Genomic DNA, 19,110 nt, shown 5'->3' with positions numbered 1-19,110 from the left:
CCGCCCCCCGCCCGCATTAATGTGACCGCCCGCCCCACCGGGACGACGCCACCGAAGGGGCCCGGCAAAGCCCCGGGGTGTAAACTGGAGCACGCCCAAAAGGGCAATTGATAACGACAGGGGAGCGCCGCCGTCGGGCTGCAGCAGCAGAACGAAGGAAGGGCGCTGAGAGTGCGGAAGACCGCAGACCCTCGAACCTGATCCGGTTAGTACCGGCGCAAGGGAGTCGAGTTCTCAGAGTGACCGGTGGCCGGGAAACAAGGGCCGGGCGACACTTTCCCCTCCTGTTCCTCAGGAGGACACAATGACTGGTATTTCTTCGACGCCGGCTTCCAGTAAGACCGGCTACACCTGGCGCGTGGTGGACATCGTGGTGGCGGCCCTGATCGCGGTCGCCGGCGGCGTGATCTTCTGGGCCTGGTCCCAAGGCGCCAACCTGCTCGCCCCGGTGTTCGTCTACCCGCCTTCCAGCGGCCTGTACGCCGGCGGCTGGATGATCCCGGCCGTGCTCGGCATGCTCATCATCCGCAAGCCGGGCGCAGCGCTCTTCTGCGAGACCGTCGCCGCCACCGGCGAGCTGATCATGGGCTCCCAGTACGGCACCACCGTGCTGATTTCCGGCGTGCTCCAGGGGCTCGGCGCCGAGCTGGTGTTCGCGGCCTTCATGTACAAGAAGTTCAACCTGCCCGCATCGCTGCTGGCAGGCGCGGGCGCTGGCCTGTTCTGCGGCCTGAACGACTCCTTCATGCCGTGGGGCTGGAATATCGCCTACGAGGCCGGCGACAAGCTCGCCTACATCGTGTTCTGCGCCATCTCCGGTGCCGTGATCGCCGGCGGCCTCTCCTGGATCGCCACCCGCGGCCTGGCCAAGACTGGAGTGCTGAGCTCCTTCGCGTCCCGGAAGGCCGCCACGGAGCCCGTCTTTTCCTGATGCCGTCCACTGAAGCCGGCGTCCGCGCCGCTGCCGTTTCCGCACGCGGCTGGGGCTGGCGGCACGCCGGCCGCACTGCCCAGGCTGTCCACGGCCTCGACCTGGACATCGCTCCGGGTGAGCGCGTCCTGCTGCTGGGCCCTTCGGGCGCCGGCAAGTCCACGCTGCTCCATGCCCTGGCAGGTGTGCTGGGCGGCGAGGACGACGCCGACGAGAGCGGTTCGCTGCTGGTCGACGGCGTCCGGCCGCAGGACAGCCGCGGCCGGGCGGGGCTCATGCAGCAGGACCCGGAGACCCAGGTGGTCCTTTCGCGCCTTGGTGACGACGTCGCTTTCGGTGCCGAGAACCTGGCCGTGCCGCCCGGCGACATCTGGGCGCGCGTGCACGAGGCAATCGACGACGTCGGACTGGCCGGCTTCCCGCTCGACCACCCGACGTCGGCCCTCTCCGGAGGACAGAAGCAGCGCCTGGCGCTCGCCGGCATCCTGGCGATGCGGCCCGGGCTGATCCTGCTGGACGAACCGACCGCGAACCTGGACCCGGCCGGCGTGCTGGAGGTGCGGGACGCCGTCGGGCGCTGCCTGGACAAGACCGGCGCCACGCTGGTGGTCGTGGAGCACCGGGTGTCCGTCTGGAAGGACCTCGTGGACCGGATCGTGGTGCTGCAGCCCGGGAGTTCCTCCGAGCCTGCGGTGCTGTTGGACGGCCCGCCGGACACGGTGCTGGAGCAGGCCCGCGGGATGCTGGCCGCCGCCGGGGTCTGGGTGCCGGGCTATGTGCCGGCCACGCGCGCACGAGCAGGAACCTCCGGCGGGGAACTCCTCCTGAGTGCACAGGACCTCGCCGTCTCCCGGGAACGGCCGCGCCGCCGCGGCTTCAGGACAATCCCTCCTGTCCCGGCACAGTCCGGCCTCAGCGCCGACGTCGTCGCCGGACAGGCCCTGACCATCACCGGGCCGAATGGTGCGGGCAAGTCCACCTTCGCCCTGACCCTCGCCGGGCTGCTTGCGCCGGTCGCCGGGAAGGTGAGCGCCGGCGTCGCGCTGTCCAACGGCGCCGGGAACGACCCGTACAAGTGGAAGGCACAGCAGCTGATTTCCCGGATCGGGACCGTCTTCCAGGAACCGGAGCACCAGTTCGTCACGGGCAGGGTGCTCGACGAGCTCATGTTCGGACCCCGGCACCTGGGGCACGGCGAGGAACGTGTCGAGGAACTGCTCGAGCGCCTGCGCCTGACACACCTGGTGGACGCCAACCCGTACACCCTGTCCGGCGGCGAAAAGCGCCGGCTGTCCGTGGCCACAGTGCTGGCGGCGAGCCCCAAGGTGCTGGTGCTGGACGAGCCGACCTTCGGCCAGGACGCCAACACCTGGGCCGAACTCGCGTCGTTCTTGTCCGAACTGCTTGACGGTGGCACCGCCGTCGTCTCCGTGACCCACGACGAGGAATTCAGCGCCGTGCTGGGCGGCACCGAGATGCGGCTCCGCTCCGCGGCTGCCGCGGTGTACACGGAAGCGGGTGCGGCATGAGGGAGGTCATGAGCCTGCACGGCAACCACGCCCTTCTGACCCGGGCCAACCCGTTGGCGAAGTTCGTAGCCGTTTTTGCGATCACCCTGGTGCTGGCGCTGTCCATCGACTGGGTCTCCGCGTCCGCCGCGTTGCTCGCCGAATTCGCCTTGTTCCCGCTGGTCGGCCTGACTCTTCGCCTGCTGTGGCAGCGCGGCTGGCCGCTTATCCTCGCGGCGGCCCTGGGCGGTTGGAGCACCGCGATCCTGTCGGCGGACAGCGGAAGGACACTGCTCGACGTCGGCATCTGGTCCATCAGCGAAGGCTCGCTCGAGCTGGGGCTGGGGTTCATGCTGCGCGGCCTGGCGATCGCCCTGCCGGCGGTCCTGCTGATGAGCTGCACCGACCCCACCGATCTCGCCGACGCCCTGGCACAGAAGGCGAAGCTCCCGCACCGCTTTGTGCTGGGGACCCTGGCCGCGATGCGCCTCGTGGGGCTCATGGCAGAGGAATGGCAGACCATCGGCATGGCCCGCCGGGCCCGCGGCGTGGGCTCGCACGGCAGTCCCCTGCAGCGGCTGCGCGCAACACTCGGCCAGAGCTTCGGCCTGTTGGTCCAGGCCGTGCGCCGGGCCTCGAGGCTCGCCGTGACGATGGAGGCGCGCGGCTTCGGCGGCTCCGAGCGGAGCTGGGCGCGGGAGTCTACGTACTCGCTGCTGGACGTGTGGGTGCTGCTGGGCGGGCTGGTCATCTCGGCCGGTGCCGTGCTGGCAGCCATTGCGGCCGGGACCTGGAACTTCGTGTTTTAGGGTCCTGCCGATGCAGGCAGGGGCCCGGACGCCGCAGCGTCCGGGCCTTCCCGCCGTCGGGCTTCCAGCGCCCGGCTACTCCCGCCAGGAGAGGTAGCCGCTGCGGCCCTCGACCGGCACCAGGGACACGTCCCTGCCGTACTTCTTCTTCGCATCTTTTCCGGAGAAGGCATCGGGCGTGATCCGGACGGCCTTGGAGACCTTGCCGTCCTTCAGGAAGACGAAGAGAACGGGGGAGGCGGTGTAGCGCTCCTCCCGGGTGATCGCTTCGCCGAAGGCGGATTCGATCTCCGTGGCCGGGGTGCCCTCGGTGATGAAGCCGGCCTGGTCCCACTCGAAGTCGGTGGCATCGGCCAGGCGCAGCTCGGTGCCGTTTCGTGCGGCCTCCAGTACGCGGTTGTCCAGCGAGTCGTTCGATTCGGGCATGGTTCCTCCTGGTGAGCAGGCGCCCAAGGCGCAGGTCAAAACGGTTCCGAGCAAGAACAGCGCCAGCCGGCGGCTGGTGGTTCGCAGGGTCATGAGGTGGTCCTCGACTCGTCGTTGAATTCCGGATCATGGCCGTCGGCGGGCGGCGCGTTCCCGGCATCGCCTGTTTGCTCCGGGCTGATTTCGTTTGAGGGGTGCGGCAGCAGGTCTTCGCCGACGACGACGGTATCGCCCTTCCGCACGGCCTCCTCTACGAGGTCGGCCAGTTCCTCCGGGCTGGCGTCCGGGTGCGCCGCCGCGATGTTGCGCCCCACCTCGTTGTTGTAAAGGTCCATCGCTTCGCGCGGACCAGGGTTGCCCGGGAGCTGTTCGTGGGCGGTGGCGTAGTCCTCCGCCCAGTCCTTCCCGAATTCCCTGGTCATCAGGGCGTTCCAGTAGGCGTGCCGGAAAGCGTCGTTGTGGTCGTCGTTCCGGTCCTGGCTCGGGAAGCGCGCGTCGGCTTCGCTGAAGGCGTCATCATGGATGCCTTTGAAGTCGTTCAGTTCGATCGGGCCGAGGCCGTTGAGCAGTTCGGCTTCCTTCTCGGTGACCGTCCGCTGGTCCACCACCAAGCGCAGCGGATCCCAGTCACCCGGCCATTCCGTGGTCTTGGCGTCGCTGACCTGGTACTTTTCCAGGATTTCCTCCGGCGTGGGCCGGCCGTCCGGGCTTTGCGGCGGCGTGCCCGGTGCCGCCGGGGCTGCCATGGTGTTGATCCCGCCCCCGGAAGCGCCGGAGCTCTTTTCCTGTTCATCGGCATTCTTCAGGGCCGACTTCGACGCTTCGGCAAGACCCCGGGAAGCTTTCTCAAGCAGGGGGCGGAAGCGGCCGTGCCAGTCTGCGGAGAACTGCTTTGCGTCCTGCCCGTGCCAGAACGAGCCCTTCGTGATCAAGGCGTCGATTTCGCGTGCCTTCCCGGAGATCTTCTCTGATCCGCCGGCAAGTGATTTCGACAGCTGCTTGAGTTGTTCGATGTCTGCGCCGTAGAAGGCCATGGTGTTTCCCCCCAAGTATTGTTGTTCCATCCTTGGCGCGGAGGCGGCCGTGCGGCAATGGGGAGAAGTTCCCCGCCCGGTGGCGCGGGAGCCCGGGAAGCCGAGGCCGCCGTCGTCATATATCGCACGAGGTGACTAGCGACACGCCGAACATGCCGCTGGGGCTAATACTCTAATCCATGTAGATCATTTGTGATATTTTCTGGTTATGACTCAGCCGACCGCAGAACATGTTGGTGCACTCCTCCGCAACGCCCGCGGAGAGAAGGGATGGACCCAGGGCCAGCTCGCAGCCGAGCTTGGCACCAGCCAGAGCGCCGTTGCCCGCATGGAACAGGGCAAACAGAACCTCAGCCTGAAAATGATCGAGCGGCTCGAAACGATCTTCGGCCGCCGCATCGTCAAGGTCGGTAAGCCGCAGATGACCCACCTGCGGGTGGAAGGCGGACGTACGCTCTCCGGAGCCGTCGACGTCAACAGCAGCAAGAACGCCGGCGTCGCGCTGCTGTGCGCCAGCCTCATCAACCGCGGCACCACCACGCTGCGCCGCCTCGCCCGGATCGAGGAGGTCAACCGGATCGTCGAGGTGCTGACGTCGATCGGCGTCGAATGCACCTGGCTCAACGGCAACGACCTCCGCATCCGCCGCCCCGAGGCGCTGGACCTCGAATCCATGGACGTCGAGGCCGCCCGCCGCACCCGCAGCGTCATCATGCTGCTGGGGCCGCTGCTGAATGAGGCGTCGGAATACAAGCTGCCCTATGCCGGTGGCTGCGACCTCGGCACCCGCACCGTGGAACCGCACATGCAGGCGCTGCGCCAGTTCGGCCTGTCCGTGGAGGCGACCTCCGGCTTCTACGTGGTGCAGGCGCCACCCGCGGATGATCACGACCGTTCCTTCGTCCTCACCGAACGCGGGGACACCGTCACCGAAAACGCCATCATGGCCGCCGCCCACCGGCGCGGCACCACCGTGATCCGCAACGCCAGCCCCAACTACATGGTCCAGGACCTCTGCTTCTACCTGCAGGGCCTGGGCGTGGTGATCGACGGCGTCGGGACCACCACCCTGCGGATCACCGGCCGCCCGGCGATCGACGTCGACATCGAGTACTACCCCTCAGAGGACCCGATCGAGGCAATGAGCCTCATCACTGCCGGCATCGTGACCAACTCCGAGGTGACCATCCGCCGGGTGCCGATCGAGTTCATGGAGATCGAACTGGCCACGCTGGAACAGATGGGCCAGCAGCTGGACGTCTCCGGCGAATACTTCGCCCGCAACGGCCGGACCCGCCTGGTGGACGTTACCACCAAGCCTTCCGCGCTGCGGGCACCGGAAGACAAGATCCACCCGATGCCGTTCCCCGGGCTGAACATCGACAACCTGCCCTTCTTCGCCGTGATCGCGGGCAACGCCGAGGGCCAGACGATGATCCACGACTGGGTCTACGAAAACCGGGCGATCTACCTGACCGAACTCAACCGGCTGGGCGCACAGGTGCAGCTGCTGGACCCGCACCGGATCTACGTCAACGGCCCCACCAAATGGCGCGCGGCAGAGATCGGCTGCCCGCCGGCACTGCGTCCGGCCGCCTGCCTGCTGCTGGCGATGCTCGCAGCCCGAGGCACCTCCGAGCTGCGCAACATCTATGTCATCGAGCGCGGTTACGAGGACCTGGCCGAGCGGCTGAACACCATCGGCGCCAAGATCGAGTACTTCCAGGACTAGGGGCGGACATTCTGCCGGATCACCCCCTGGATTCCCTGGCCGAGGCTGCGGATTAGGCGGCGGTGCGCATAGGGCGGCCATGGTGATCCAGCAGAATGTGTTCGCAGTCCCGGCCGGCAAGCTGACCACGCCGCAGCATTCTGTGGACTTCATCCAAGACCTGGTGCGGTGAGTTCCAGACTTGCTCCGGCGCGTAACCCAGCGTCCCGTAGCCCAGAAGCTGTGCAGCATTGAGCCGGGCCATATCCTTCCGCCAATCCTCGCGGGAACTGTGAAACTGGTAGCCATTGACCTCTACGATGAGCCAGCCGTTGATCAGAAAGTCCACCCTGCCTACGCCCTCGATTTTGACCTGGCGCTGGAAATCCAACCCTGCTGACTCGAACAACAGGCGTGCGCTGATCTCCGGCACGGATTCGGAAATTCCGTCGGCCTTGGCTAAGCGCCTTCTCGCGTTTCCGTAGAAATCGGCGGACAACTCGCTCTCCAACATTGCCCGAGGGATGCCGAAGATCGTCATCGCCGACTGAGCCATCGCGAGTGCATCCACTTCCGGTAGGCAGGTCAAGGCGTGGACGACGGCGTCTTCAACGGACACAACGGGCACGGATTCCGGCCCCGGGAACCGCGTGTACCCGTGCCGGACGAACCCGTTGCCGCGGCAATGTCGCGTGGCCAGATGGAGGCGGGGCGGCCTGTCCTTGAGCCAAAGCCCGTAGAACGCGGCGGCGCTGGCACAAGTGATGCGGCCGTTGTTGAGGATCGCCGATAGGTATCCGCGGTCTGCCGACGGATGCGCCCAGACGCCTTTTCGTGGTTGCCGAGCACCCGCGGCGGCCAATTGGCGGATGGCTGCAGGGGAGTATCCCTTCGCGCGAAGGGTGTGGACCCGGGCGACGCCGCCGAGAGAGAGTAAGTATTCGAGAGCATTCATGGCTCCAGCAAGCCAGAGATGTGAGGTCCACGGACCGTGGGTTGTGCCGTATGTGGATGAAGGTGATGAGTTTCTGCTGGATCACTCCGCTGTTGGGCTGCTCCCTATCCCGGAAACTCGCAAAGTCCCCCGACCAAGGTGGGGTGATCCAGCAGAATGTTTCCGCAGGCTGGCGGGACGAGCCCGGCACCCCGGCCCTTACCCGGGTCACCGCCCAGCCCACCCCGTCCGGAGCGTGACGCTCCCGCCCAGCAGTTCCGGCCTCCCGGCCCGGTAGCGCACAATTGTTCTGTGCGCACATTCGGTGTGGAAGAGGAACTGCTGATCGTCGATCCCGCGAGCGGTGAACCGCTCGCCCTTGCCGACGCGCTCCTCGCCGGGGTCGTGGCCGCCGACGGCGAAGGGGCTGGCGCCGCCGCCCACGATGACGCCGCCCAAGGGCCCCAAGACCTCCAGGACCCTGAGGATCCGGACGCCGACGAGGCACACCGCGGACTCCGCACCGGCCTGAGCCACGAACTCAAGCTCGAACAGATCGAAACCCAGACCCGACCGTGCCGCAGCCATGCCGAGCTCCTGCGCCAGATCCGCCGCGGCCGGACCATGGCCAGCGACGCAGCACGCAGCCATGGCGCACGAATCGCCGCCCTGGCCACCTCACCGGTCGATTCGGCCACCCACACCACCCCGAATCCGCGCTACGCCGTGATGCAGGAACGCTTCGGCATCACCGCCCACGAGCAGCTGACCTGCGGATTCCACGTGCACACGTCCATTGCTTCTCCGGAGGAAGGCGTGCTGGTGCTGGACCGCATCCGGGACAAGCTCGCAGTGCTTACCGCCATGAGCGCCAACTCCCCGTACTGGCGCGGCCTGGCAACGGGCTTCGAAAGCTACCGCACCCAGGCCTGGAACCGCTGGCCGTCCTCCGGTCCCTCGGCCGTGTTTGGGTCCCTCGCCAGCTACCGGCGGGTCGTGAACCGGCTGATCGACACCGGGGTCCTCCTGGACGAAGGCATGATCTACTTCGACGCCAGGCTGTCGCGGAACAACCCCACGGTTGAGGTCAGGGTGGCGGACGTCTGCCTGCGCTCCGAGGACGCCGCCCTGATCGCGGTGCTGGTGCGGGCCCTCGTGGAGACGGCGGTGCGGGAGTCCGCGGCGGGAGTGGAGCCGTCCTCCGTGCCCACGGCATTGCTGCGGATGGCTTCGTGGCAAGCCAGCAACTTCGCCCTGCGCAACGACCTCCTGGACTTCGGAACGTTCAGGCCCGCGCCCGCGGCCGACGTCGTCTGGTCCCTCGTGGAGTACCTCGAACCGGTCCTCGCCGAGCAAGGCGAGCTCGACCTCGCCCAAGCCGGGGTCCTGGAGATCCTGCGGCGGGGGAACGGCGCCATGGAACAGCGGCGCATCGCGGGCGAACACAGCGAAAACGACGGCGGCCGCCCGGACTCCGCCGCGCTGGCCGCCGTCGTACGCCACGCTGTCCGGGAGACGATGCCGGAAGCCGCCCCGGTGCCCGACACGAAGTCCCTGCCGGTGCTCACCTGGGTGCGGCAGGACTGGCGCGGGGCCGGTATCTAGGAAAACCGGTATCTAGGAACCCGGTATCCGGGAACGCAGGATCTAGACCTGCTTCAGTGCTTGTTCGAGGTCGCGGATGAGGTCGTCCACGTCCTCGAGGCCCACGGAGAGCCGCACCACGCCGTCGCTCAGGCCGATGGCCGCACGGCCCTCCGGTCCCATGGCGCGGTGCGTGGTGGTGGCGGGGTGGGTGATGAGGGACTTGGAGTCGCCCAGGTTGTTCGAAATGTCAATCACGGACAGGCCGTCCAGGAGCGCGAATGCCGCGTCCTTCGCCGACCGTCCGCCCGAGGGCAGGAGCTCGAAGGTCAGCACGGTGCCGCCGGCCTTCATCTGCTTCGCGGCGAGTGCGTACTGCGGGTGCGATTTCAGCAGCGGGTACTTGACCCAGTTGATGGCCGGCTGCTCCTCGAGCCACTCGGCAATCTTCAGGGCCGACGCCGAGGAATGGTTCACCCGCAGCCCGATGGTTTCCAGGCCCTTGGTCAGCACCCAGGCGTTGAATGCGGAAAGCGAGGGGCCGGTGTGCCGCATGAGCTGCTTGACCGGGCCGTCGATGAACTCCTTGGTGCCCAGGATCGCGCCGCCCAGTACGCGGCCCTGGCCGTCGATGTGCTTGGTGCCGGAGTAGACGATCACGTCCGCGCCGAGTTCGCCGCAGCGCTGCAGCAGGGGAGTGGCGAAGACGTTGTCGACGACGACGGTCGCTCCGGCCGCGTGGGCCAGCTCGCTGACCGCGGCGATGTCCACGATCTCCTGCATCGGGTTCGACGGCGATTCGAAGAAGACAGCGGTGGTGGGCTCGGAGAGCGCGGCCCTCCACTGCTCCAGGTCCGGTCCGTCCACGAACACGGTCTCCACGCCCCAGCGCGGCAGGATCTCGTTGAGGATCACGAAGCAGGAACCGAACAGCGAGCGGGCGGCAACCACGCGGTCACCGGCGGCCAGCAGGGCGCCGAGCGCGGTGAACACCGCGGACATGCCGGACGCCGTCGCGAAGCACGCTTCGGTGCCTTCGAGCAGGCGGAGGCGTTCCTGGAAAGTGGCCACGGAAGGGTTGCCGTAGCGGGAGTAGACGAAGCGCTCGTCCTCGCCGGTGAAGGCGCGCTCGGCGGCGGCCGCGGATTCGTAGACGAAGCCGGAGTTCAGGAAGACGGCCTCGGACGTTTCCTGGAAGTTGCTGCGGTCAAGGCCACCACGGACGGCCTGGGTGTCGGGGCTCCAGGTGGCGGCGTCGGGATTGAAACTCACTTAGATGTTCCCCAGATTCGTAGGCAGTCCGCGGTTCTTCCAGCCGTTCACGGTGCGTTCACCGTAGCGGTCCGGCTCCCCTTCGAAGCCTTCCAGCACGTTGTAGGCGGTGAAGCCGGCCTGCGTTGCGGCGATGGCTGCCGAGATGGAGCGCTGCCCGGAGCGGCAGATGAAGATAAGTTCCACGTCGCTGTCCTCGGGGGCCTGCTGCCTGAGTTCCTCGACGAAGTTGCCGTTCGGGACCCCGCCGGCGAAGTTCCACTGGATGAACAGCGGATCGTTCTCGGTGGCCTTGGTGTCCGGGATGCCGATGTGTGCCCACTCGGCTTCGGTGCGCACGTCCACCAGGATGGCGCCTTCCTCGAGTTTCGCCCACGCATCCTGGGGGCTCAGGTCTCCGGCGTAGCTCATGCGTGTCCCTCGAATGCTTCCTCGTCGTCGCCTTCGAGCTGGTCGACGGCGGTGGCCACTGCCGCGTCGGCGCTCGCGACGGCGGCAGGCAGGATCACGGCCTGGGCCACGATCACACTGGTGCCGTTGAAGGTCGCTGCCGGGCTGCCGTGCAGCACGTAGCCTTCGGCGAGGGCAGTGGAAATCCGCTCGCAGAACTCGCGGGTGTCGGGGCCAGTGATGAGGCGGTAGGAAAGTTTGTCTTCGCTTGGTTCAGGCATTGGTGCTCCTCAGTCACGCTTGCAGTTCGAAAGTGTCGATACGCCGAGTAGTCACCTGAGGCACCCCGCCGGGAGAGAGGGTTGCCGACCAGCAAAGTCAGGGCTTAACGCTGGTGCTCATTACTCACTAAGAAAAATAACATCGGCGGCGACGGCCCGCAGTCCGGCCGCCGTCATGTTCCGTAACCGGGCGCGTTGCCGGCGGGGGACGCCGTCGTCTGGTCCTGTACCACGGCGTGGCGCAATGGCATAATTTGCAGATCAGGTCTGCACTGCCGCATCCAGCTGGGGGATCGCATGCACGCTCTAGAACACTTGCGCGCGGGTACGGAAAACTCGTCCGGCAGGGACACGCCGAAGGAGACTTCGGCCTATACCAAGGCCGGGATTGCTGGCTGGGCGGCGCAGCTTGGCCGGCCCGCGCCGGAAGCTCCGCGCTCCCGGCGGATGGCGCACATCGGGGGCATCAGCGCGATTGCGGCCCTGGTCTTCTACCTGGCCTGGCGCATCACGTTCACCCTGCCGACGGGTGGAGCGAACCTCGTGGCCGCCTGGGTGCTGGTCACCTTCGAAGCCCTGCCGCTGGCCGGGATCGTCCTGAAGACGATCACCGTCTGGAACATCGACAGTGCCGCGCCGGAACCGCCCAAGCAGAGGCTGAGGACCGCGATCCTGATCCCCACGTACAACGAGCCGGTGGAGGTGCTGTCCCCCACGGTCGCTGCGGCCTGCGCCCTCCGGCCTGCCCACGAAACCTGGGTGCTCGACGACGGCAACCGGCCATGGGTCGCGGAGATGTGCCGCTCCTTCGGCGCCAGGTATGTGAGCCGTCCAAGCCACGAACACGCCAAGGCCGGAAACATGAACTACGCCCTGGAGATCATGGCCCGGGAGGAGAAAGCCGGCGGGGAACCCATCGAGATCATCGCCGTCCTGGACTGCGACCATGTTCCGCTTCCCTCCTTCCTCACCGCCACCCTGGGTTGGTTCAACGATGAGCGGATCGCCCTCGTGCAGGGGCCGCAGGCTTTCTACAACTCGGGTGCCTTCGACGACGACGGCATCGCCGGGGAACAGGGACTGTTCTTCAACGTCCTGATGCCGGCCCGAAACGTGGCCGGTGCGGGACCGTTCTGGTGCGGGTCGACGGCGCTGCTCCGCGTGAAGGCGCTCCGCGAGGTGGGCGGAGTGGCCACCGAGACCATCTCCGAGGACCTCCACACCACGCTCAAGCTCATCCGACGCGGCTGGCGGACCGCCTACCACCACCAGACCATCGCGGTGGGGCTGGCACCGGCAACCGCCGAACAGTACCTCCTGCAGCGCCGCCGCTGGGGCATGGGCGCCATGCAGATCCTGGCCTATGAAAAGCTCTGGGCGGCCAAGAGCTGGATGTCGTGGCGCAATTTCCACGAATACCTCAACGGAACGCTGTGGTGGCTGGAAGGGCTCGCCACCTTGGTGGCGTTCTTCGTTCCCCTGTTCATCCTGTTTTCGGGAGCACAGACGTCAACCGCCGGGCCCGTCGAGTTCACCATCGTGTTCACTTCGATGTTCTTCATCCGTTTGTGGGGAATCAAGCGGCTCCTGCGGCACCAGATTCATTGGCCCACGGCGTTCGCGTTGCGGATCTTCCGCATCCCGATCGGGCTGGCCTGCTCCTGGTGGCTGCTGTCCCGGAAGACCCTCGAATTCCAGGTCACCCCGAAGGGTGCAGCCCGCGAGCGCCGCCGTGGTCATGTGCCTTGGATGATCTACGTCATGATCGCCGTCGTCGTCGCGGCACTGCTGTATGCGGCGGCCGGAGTCTGGGGCTGGGTCCCGTGGGCGACGGGTCCGGGGTCGACGGTGGCATCGGGTCTGTGGCTTGCTGTGGCCGGCATGGTCCTGCTGCTGGGGGCACTGCGCATCCGGGCGAACGAGTACGCGAGTTCCAGGCGCGATGGATACAGGTTCAGCGTCCAGGTGCCCGTGACGCTGGCGGGCTGCCGCGGTGAACTGGTCGATATCTCGATGGGCGGGGCCGCGGTTCGGATCCTGTCCGGCGAACTGCCGGAATCAGGTCCGGTGCAGCTCAACCTGCCGGGCGCAGCTCCGCTGACCTTGCACATTGTGCGGACGTGGTCGACGGCGGACGGATCGCGGACAGTCTCACTGCGGGACCTGCGGGGCGAATGGTCCATATACAACGCGATTGCACTGTGGCTGTTCCACACTCCGAGCAGCGCCGTTCCCGGGCTGCCCGCCGGCGTCCCCGCCGTCGCGCTGCGGGGCGCGCCATGAGAACCCGCAGGCCCTGGTTGCTCTGGATCGCCGTTTCCAGTGTCGTGGTCCTCGCCCTTGCCGGGTGGCTCTGGCAGCACCCGGCCACCGGCGCATCGCAGACCCTGGGTGACCTTGCGATCCTCTGCTGCGCACTCGCCGCCGCCGTCAGCTGCTCCCTTGCCGCCCGCCGTGACAAGGAGAGCGCCCGGGCATGGTGGTTCATCGCTGCAGCCGCTTTCGTGTGGTTTTCAGGGATGGCCGTGTGGACCATCTACGGTCTCACCCTCGACCACGCGTATCCCTTCCCGTCGCCGGCAGACGCCCTCTTCATCGGCTACGCGGTGCCGGCCGCGATCGGGCTCTTCTCCTTCCCCCGACCGACGGCGCCCGGGGCCCAGCAACTGCGCACCGTGCTGGACGCGGCCGTCATCGCCAGCTCCGCGCTCTTCATCAGCTGGGTCACCGTCCTGGGGCCCATCTACAAGACCGAGGCGCAGGACGTCCTTTCCTGGCTGACGACAATGGGCTATCCGATCGTCGACGTCGCGCTCGCCTCGTTGGTGTTCGTGCTCACCATGCGCCGCTCGCGGCGGGAGCGCCTGCAATGGGCCTGCCTGGGGTGCGGCGTGGTGGTGTTGGCCGTCACCGACAGCATCTACGTCAGGATGACCGCGGAGGGTATCACCGGATCTACCGGAACCCCTCTGGCGGCAGGCTGGATGTGCGCCTTCCTGCTGATCGGCCTCGCTCCGTTGGTTCCGCATTCGAAAGGCGTGCGCAGGGAACCGCTGTGGAACTCCCTGGCCCTGGAGATGCTCCCGTACGTGCCTGCCGTCGGCGCCGTGGTGGCGTCCCCGCAGCGGCTCCGGGACGAAGCGGATCCGGTCCTGGTGGTCACCGGGGTTTCCGTCTTCGTGCTGGTGGTCATCCGGCAGTTCTTCATCATCTACCAGAACGTCACCCTCACCCGGCACCTCGAAGCCAAGGTTGCTGCGCGCACGGCGGAACTCGAGGGCCTGGGCGCCATCGTGAACTCCTCGGCTGACGCGATCATCGGCAAATCGCCCGAAGGGATTATCACCAGCTGGAATCCCGCGGCGGAGCGCCTGTACGGATACCACGCCGCCGAAGCGGTGGGCCGGCACGCGGACTTCATCATCCCGGCGCGCCTCCGGGCGCAGGAAAACGCCTACCTCGCCGAAGTTGCGTCAACGGGCACGACACACACCTACGAAACCGAGCGCGTGCGCGGCGATGGCCTGCTGGTGCCGGTGTCCCTGACGGTGTCTCCCATCAGCGGGACGGACGGGATCCACGGCGTGGCCACCATCGCCAGGGACATCACCGACCGTATCCGGAACGAAGCCGAACTGGTCGCGGCCCGGGAAACGGCGGAAGAAGCCAGCCGCCTGAAGTCCGAGTTCCTGGCGACCATGAGCCACGAAATCCGCACCCCGATGAACGGCGTCATCGGCCTGACGGGAGTGCTGCTCGACACCGAACTCGACGAACGCCAGCGGCAGTACGCCAACGGCGTGCGGGTCGCGGCAGACGCCCTGCTGTCTCTGATCAATGACATCCTGGACTTTTCCAAGCTCGAAGCCGGAAAGGTTGAGCTCGACCCCGAACCGTTCGATCCCCGCCTGCTCGTGGAGGAGGTCGCGGGCCTCCTGGCCGAGGCGGCGAGGGAAAAGGACCTCGAGCTCATGGCCTACTGCCGCCCGGAAGTTCCGGTCTCGCTCCTCGGCGATGCACGGCGCATCCGCCAGGTCCTCCTCAACCTCGCCTCGAACGCCGTGAAGTTCACCGAAGCCGGTGAAGTGGCAATCAGGGTGGGCCTCGTAGGGGACGGCGCCGATGTTGCGACGGTCCGCTTCGAAGTCCGGGACACCGGGATCGGCATCGACGAGGCGGACCATGACCGGCTCTTCGAACCGTTCCTCCAGGCGGACGCGTCCACCACGCGCAAGTACGGCGGGACCGGCCTGGGCCTGGCCATCTGCCGCAGGCTCACCGAGGCCATGGGCGGGGAGATCGGCCTGACGAGCACCCCCGGCAGCGGCAGCACGTTCTGGATCACGGTGCCCTTGCCGGTGACTGATCCGACGTCGCTACCGGCCCAGCCGCCTTACGCCCAGACGGAAGGGCTGCGCGTGTTGGTGGTGGATGACAACGCGAGCAACCGGATGATCCTCGAGGCGCAACTGGCAGGTTGGAAGATGCAGGCCGACGCCGTCGGGGGCGCCCGGCATGCGTTGAAGCGTGCCCGCGAGGAAGCCGGCGCGGGCCATCCCTATGACATTGCCGTGCTGGACATGTGCATGCCCGAGATGGACGGTGTGGAGCTGGCCCGCCTGATCAGTGCCGACGAGGCCCTGAAATCCATGAAGCTCATCCTGCTCACCTCCACCACGCAGGTGGACCGGCAGGAGCTGAAGGCGGCCGGGATCAGGGAATGGCTTACGAAGCCGGTGCGGAGTTCGGAGTTCTACGACCGGCTCATCCGCCTCATCGCCGGCCCCGTGGTTCCTGCCCGCGCTGCCACGCCGGCCGCGTTGCACGGGCAGGACCATCGCGGCGAAGGACTTGTGCTGGTGGTGGAAGACAACGACATCAACAAGCTCGTGGCCCGGAGCATGGTGGAGAAGCTCGGGTATGCGGTGGACGTCGTTTCCGACGGAGCAGAAGCAGTGGCAGCGACCGCCGCCCGGCATTACGACGCGGTCCTGATGGACTGCCACATGCCCGTGCTGGACGGCTTCGAAGCCACCCGGATCATCCGGGGGAGGACCCACAGCGGGCCCAGGATTCCGATCATCGCGATGACCGCCGGGGCGATGGATGAGGACCGCGAGCGCTGCCTCGACGCCGGCATGGACGACTACCTCTCCAAACCCGTCGACGAGTTGAAGCTGCGGTCCGTGCTGGCCCAGTGGGTTCCCCGCAAAGCGCCCGACGGCGGTGTCCCGGCGGACGAGTCCGCCGCACCCGCGGCCGAGGCGGGGTCCGTCCGTGGGACTGAGTCCGGTTCCGTCCGTGGGACTGAAGCTGACAGCGGGGCGGAAATTGCCGGCGTCGCTGCCATGCTCCCGCCGGAACTGGCCGGCCCCGTCCTCGACCCGGCCAGGCTGGCAACCCTGCGTTCCCTCGGGCCTGCGGACGGCCGCGGCCTGCTGCCCGCCGCGGCCCAGGCGTTCAAGGGCGAGATCTTGCCCTCCCTCGAGGGGATCCGGGCTGCCGCGGCCAGCGGCGGCGATGCCCTGGGCAGGGCGGCCCACAAGCTGAAGGGCGCAGCCGTCAACATCGGGGCCACGCGTGCAGCCGGCCTGTGCCAGCAGCTGGAGCACCTGGGCTCCGGTTCCTCCGGCGCCGGGCTCGAAACCATCGAAGCCCTGGAGGCTGAACTGGCGCTCGTGGCGGAGGCCCTGGACGAAGCGTTGTTCGCGGCGCCATGAGGGTCCTGGTTGCAGACGATGACTATGGCTCGCGGCTGGTGGCACAGGCCGCCGTCGAGCAGTCCGGCCATGAGTGCATCGCGGCGGCCGACGGTGCTGTCGCGTGGGAGCTGTACCAGCGCCACCACCCGCAGGCGGTGGTGAGCGACCTCGAGATGCCGGGAATGGATGGGCTGGCTCTCTGCCGTGCCATCCGCGAGGCGGACACGGATTCGTACACCTACTTGGTCCTGGTCACCTCGCACGGCTCGAAGGAAGCCGTGGTGGCCGGGATGAACGCGGGCGCGGACGACTACATGACCAAACCGCTGGACCCGTTCACCCTGCACACCCGGCTGCTGGTCGCCGAACGGGTAACGTCCTTGCACGCAGATCTTGCCCGCTACCGTGCGGCGCTCACCGAACAGGCCCGCACGGACCCGCTGACCAAGCTGCGCAACCGGCTGACCTTGGCCGAAGACCTCGAACAGCTCCGCAAAACCTCCGAACACGCCGGCGAACAGTTCAGCGTGGTCCTGTGCGATGTGGACTATTTCAAGCGGTACAACGACCTCTACGGCCATCAGGCCGGTGACGCCGCACTGCGGGCAGTGGCCGACACCCTGGCGAAGCAGGTGAGGCAGAGCGACGGCGTGTACCGCTTCGGGGGTGAGGAGTTCCTCATCGTGCTGCCCCGGCAGTCGCCGTCCGGCGCCCGGGCCTTCATGGGCCGTGCGTTCCAGGCGGTGCGCGAACTGGAGATCGCACACTCGGGAAATCCGCCCGGCATCCTCACCCTGAGCGGCGGGATCGCGGCCTGCACGGACACCCACCGGGTCAGCGTGGACACGCTGCTGCACGAGGCCGATCTCGCCCTGTACTCCGCCAAGGCCTCGGGGCGGAACCGGGTGATGGTTTCGGTGCCGTCCGCGGAAAGCCTGGCGTTGCACGGCGGCAAGTGACCCCTTGACTGGCCCGTTGACCCCGCGGAAGGAACAAACGTAGTGCGTGGTATGTCTTTTGCCGGCGTTGTCGGAGCCCTCCTCCTTGCGGCAACGCTTGTCGTTTCCCCGCCGAGCACTACCACTGCGACCGCCGCGCCCATCGTGGCGGGTACTATCCGGACCGGGAGCGGTCCCGAATTCGTCGCCGTGGACCCCTCGACCGGCACCCTGTATGTCACCAACGCCGCTCAGGACACGGTATCGGTGGTGGACAGTACCGGCACGGCCACCTCCGTCGCCGTCGGAAACCTGCCGGAAGGCGTGGCGGTCGATCCGGGCACGCACAAGGCTTACGTTGCCAACTACTGGGGCAACTCCGTCTCCGTCATCCAAGGCACCGCGGTGACGGCCACGATCCCGGTGGGAACTGCCCCGTACGCGGTGGCCGTGGATCCCGGCACCCACACGGTCTACGTCACCAACTCGCAGGGCAACTCCGTCTCGGTGATCGACGCAGGCACGGTGACCACCACGATCCCGGTGGGCCAGGGACCCTACGGGATCACCGTCGATCCCGGGACACACACGGCCTATGTCACCAGCCTCTACGACGGCACGCTGTCCGTCATCGGGAACAACGCCGTCAGCAAAGTCATCTCCCTCGAAACAGGCGTGACCGGGGTGGCCGTTGACCCGACCACCCACCTCGTCTACGCCGTCAATCCATCCGCGGTGAGTTTGAGCGTGGTCAACGGGGACCAGGTGACCACCTCGAACCCCTTCGGCGACAGCAACCCCCACCAGGTGGCGGTCGATCCCGCAAGCCACTCGGTTTACGTGACCCACTCCTACGCCGACAAGGTGTCCGTGCTTGACGGGGCGGGTGGCTACGGGCCCGGCGTCTCGGCGGTCATTCCGGTAGGGACCCAGCCGGTCGGCGTCACCGTCGATCCCGCAACCCAGACAGCGTACGTCGCCAACTCCGGGGGCGACACCGTCTCGGTCATCAAGGACGCCCCCAGCGCAAGCATCGGCACGGAGGACCCCACCGGCAACGACTTCAGCCCCAGCGCAAGCATCGGCACGGAGGACCCCACCGGCAACGACTTCAGCGGTGACGGCAGCGTCGACGTCCTGGCGCGGGATTCGTCGGGGTCGTTGTGGTTGTATCCGGGGAATGGTCGTGGTGGGTGGTTGGCGCGGGTGCGTGTTGGTGGGGGGTGGAATGTGATGTCGGCGTTGGTGGGGCCGGGGGATTTCAATGGTGACGGCAGCGTCGACGTCCTGGCGCGGGATTCGTCGGGGTCGTTGTGGTTGTATCCGGGGAATGGTCGTGGTGGGTGGTTGGCGCGGGTGCGTGTTGGTGGGGGGTGGAATGTGATGTCGGCGTTGGTGGGGCCGGGGGATTTCAATGGTGAGCGGGTGCGTGTGGGTGGGGGGTGGAATGTGATGACGGGCCTGGTGGGGCCGGGGGATTTCAATGGTGATGGCCGGGTGGATGTTTTGGCGCGGGATTCGTCGGGGTCGTTGTGGTTGTATCCGGGGAATGGTCGTGGTGGGTGGTTGGCGCGGGTGCGTGTGGGTGGG

15 protein-coding genes and 2 riboswitches are annotated in these 19,110 nt (G+C 67.3%); of the genes, 9 read left to right on the top strand and 6 right to left on the bottom strand.

Features of this window, described 5'->3' with window-relative positions; genetic code table 11:
- The first annotated feature begins 108 nt into the window (after positions 1-108).
- A riboswitch (TPP riboswitch) is annotated at positions 109-242 on the top strand.
- 62 nt (positions 243-304) lie between these two features.
- From DWV11_RS00075 to DWV11_RS00065, 3 genes are read left to right on the top strand one after another with little or no spacing between them, the layout of a single operon-like run.
- On the top strand, positions 305-931 hold the full coding sequence (locus DWV11_RS00075) for an ECF transporter S component (RefSeq protein WP_115786758.1): 627 nt from the start codon (positions 305-307) through the stop codon (positions 929-931).
- Entirely contained in the window at positions 931-2,460 is a 1,530-nt protein-coding gene (locus tag DWV11_RS00070) for an ABC transporter ATP-binding protein (protein ID WP_115786757.1), read from the top strand. The genes DWV11_RS00075 and DWV11_RS00070 overlap by 1 nt, the downstream gene beginning before the upstream one ends.
- Positions 2,457-3,248, top strand: a complete 792-nt coding sequence (locus DWV11_RS00065) for an energy-coupling factor transporter transmembrane component T family protein (RefSeq protein WP_115786756.1) — start codon at positions 2,457-2,459, stop codon at positions 3,246-3,248. Before DWV11_RS00070 ends, DWV11_RS00065 begins: the two co-directional genes overlap by 4 nt.
- A 75-nt stretch (positions 3,249-3,323) precedes the next feature.
- Here DWV11_RS00065 and DWV11_RS00060 read toward each other — a convergent pair whose 3' ends face one another.
- Both DWV11_RS00060 and DWV11_RS00055 read right to left on the bottom strand, forming a co-directional pair.
- Positions 3,324-3,767, bottom strand: a complete 444-nt coding sequence (locus DWV11_RS00060) for a hypothetical protein (RefSeq protein WP_115786755.1) — start codon at positions 3,765-3,767, stop codon at positions 3,324-3,326.
- Positions 3,764-4,723 (bottom strand): WXG100 family type VII secretion target, encoded by a 960-nt coding sequence (locus DWV11_RS00055; protein ID WP_136017848.1) that lies wholly within the window; start codon positions 4,721-4,723, stop codon positions 3,764-3,766. Before DWV11_RS00055 ends, DWV11_RS00060 begins: the two co-directional genes overlap by 4 nt.
- Before the next feature lie 193 nt (positions 4,724-4,916).
- Here DWV11_RS00055 and DWV11_RS00050 point away from each other — a divergent pair, with 193 nt between their 5' ends.
- On the top strand, positions 4,917-6,440 hold the full coding sequence (locus DWV11_RS00050; RefSeq protein WP_115786753.1) for a UDP-N-acetylglucosamine 1-carboxyvinyltransferase: 1,524 nt from the start codon (positions 4,917-4,919) through the stop codon (positions 6,438-6,440).
- A gap of 52 nt (positions 6,441-6,492) precedes the next feature.
- Here DWV11_RS00050 and DWV11_RS00045 read toward each other — a convergent pair whose 3' ends face one another.
- Entirely contained in the window at positions 6,493-7,374 is an 882-nt protein-coding gene (locus tag DWV11_RS00045; RefSeq protein ID WP_115786752.1) for an endonuclease domain-containing protein, read from the bottom strand.
- Between the two features lie 291 nt (positions 7,375-7,665).
- Between DWV11_RS00045 and DWV11_RS00040 the strand changes: the two genes are divergently transcribed.
- Positions 7,666-8,958, top strand: coding sequence for a glutamate--cysteine ligase 2 (locus DWV11_RS00040; protein ID WP_168404473.1), 1,293 nt, complete (start codon positions 7,666-7,668; stop codon positions 8,956-8,958).
- 42 nt (positions 8,959-9,000) lie between these two features.
- Here DWV11_RS00040 and DWV11_RS00035 read toward each other — a convergent pair whose 3' ends face one another.
- Genes DWV11_RS00035 through DWV11_RS00025 form a run of 3 tightly spaced genes read right to left on the bottom strand, consistent with a single transcriptional unit; the run spans position 9,001 to position 10,880 of the window.
- Positions 9,001-10,209 carry an O-succinylhomoserine sulfhydrylase gene (locus DWV11_RS00035; protein ID WP_115786750.1) on the bottom strand — a complete coding sequence of 403 codons (1,209 nt, stop codon included), beginning with the start codon at positions 10,207-10,209 and terminating at the stop codon, positions 9,001-9,003.
- Complete coding sequence (locus DWV11_RS00030) at positions 10,210-10,620, bottom strand: rhodanese-like domain-containing protein (protein WP_115786749.1); 411 nt, start codon at positions 10,618-10,620, stop codon at positions 10,210-10,212.
- Positions 10,617-10,880, bottom strand: coding sequence for a DUF1737 domain-containing protein (locus DWV11_RS00025; RefSeq protein WP_115786748.1), 264 nt, complete (start codon positions 10,878-10,880; stop codon positions 10,617-10,619). The genes DWV11_RS00030 and DWV11_RS00025 overlap by 4 nt, the downstream gene beginning before the upstream one ends.
- A 10-nt stretch (positions 10,881-10,890) precedes the next feature.
- A riboswitch (SAM riboswitch) is annotated at positions 10,891-11,005 on the bottom strand.
- A 172-nt stretch (positions 11,006-11,177) separates the two neighbouring features.
- On the opposite strand from DWV11_RS00025, the gene DWV11_RS00020 reads away from it, so the two are divergent.
- The 4 genes from DWV11_RS00020 to DWV11_RS00005 all read left to right on the top strand — a co-directional run.
- Entirely contained in the window at positions 11,178-13,163 is a 1,986-nt protein-coding gene (locus DWV11_RS00020) for a glycosyltransferase family 2 protein (RefSeq protein WP_115786747.1), read from the top strand.
- The gene (locus DWV11_RS00015) at positions 13,160-16,600 is read left to right on the top strand and encodes a PAS domain-containing hybrid sensor histidine kinase/response regulator (RefSeq protein ID WP_115786746.1); all 3,441 of its coding nucleotides are present in this window, start codon (positions 13,160-13,162) and stop codon (positions 16,598-16,600) included. Before DWV11_RS00020 ends, DWV11_RS00015 begins: the two co-directional genes overlap by 4 nt.
- Positions 16,597-17,541 (top strand): GGDEF domain-containing response regulator, encoded by a 945-nt coding sequence (locus tag DWV11_RS00010; protein WP_115786745.1) that lies wholly within the window; start codon positions 16,597-16,599, stop codon positions 17,539-17,541. Before DWV11_RS00015 ends, DWV11_RS00010 begins: the two co-directional genes overlap by 4 nt.
- Positions 17,542-17,592: 51 nt before the next feature.
- Positions 17,593-19,110 (top strand): FG-GAP-like repeat-containing protein (locus tag DWV11_RS00005; RefSeq protein WP_245953356.1); only part of this gene is annotated, 1,518 nt, incomplete at its 3' end.

This window comes from Arthrobacter silvisoli (genome assembly GCF_003369445.1).
Classification (GTDB): domain Bacteria; phylum Actinomycetota; class Actinomycetes; order Actinomycetales; family Micrococcaceae; genus Arthrobacter; species Arthrobacter silvisoli.
This window is presented reverse-complemented; position numbering and strand designations above follow the sequence as displayed.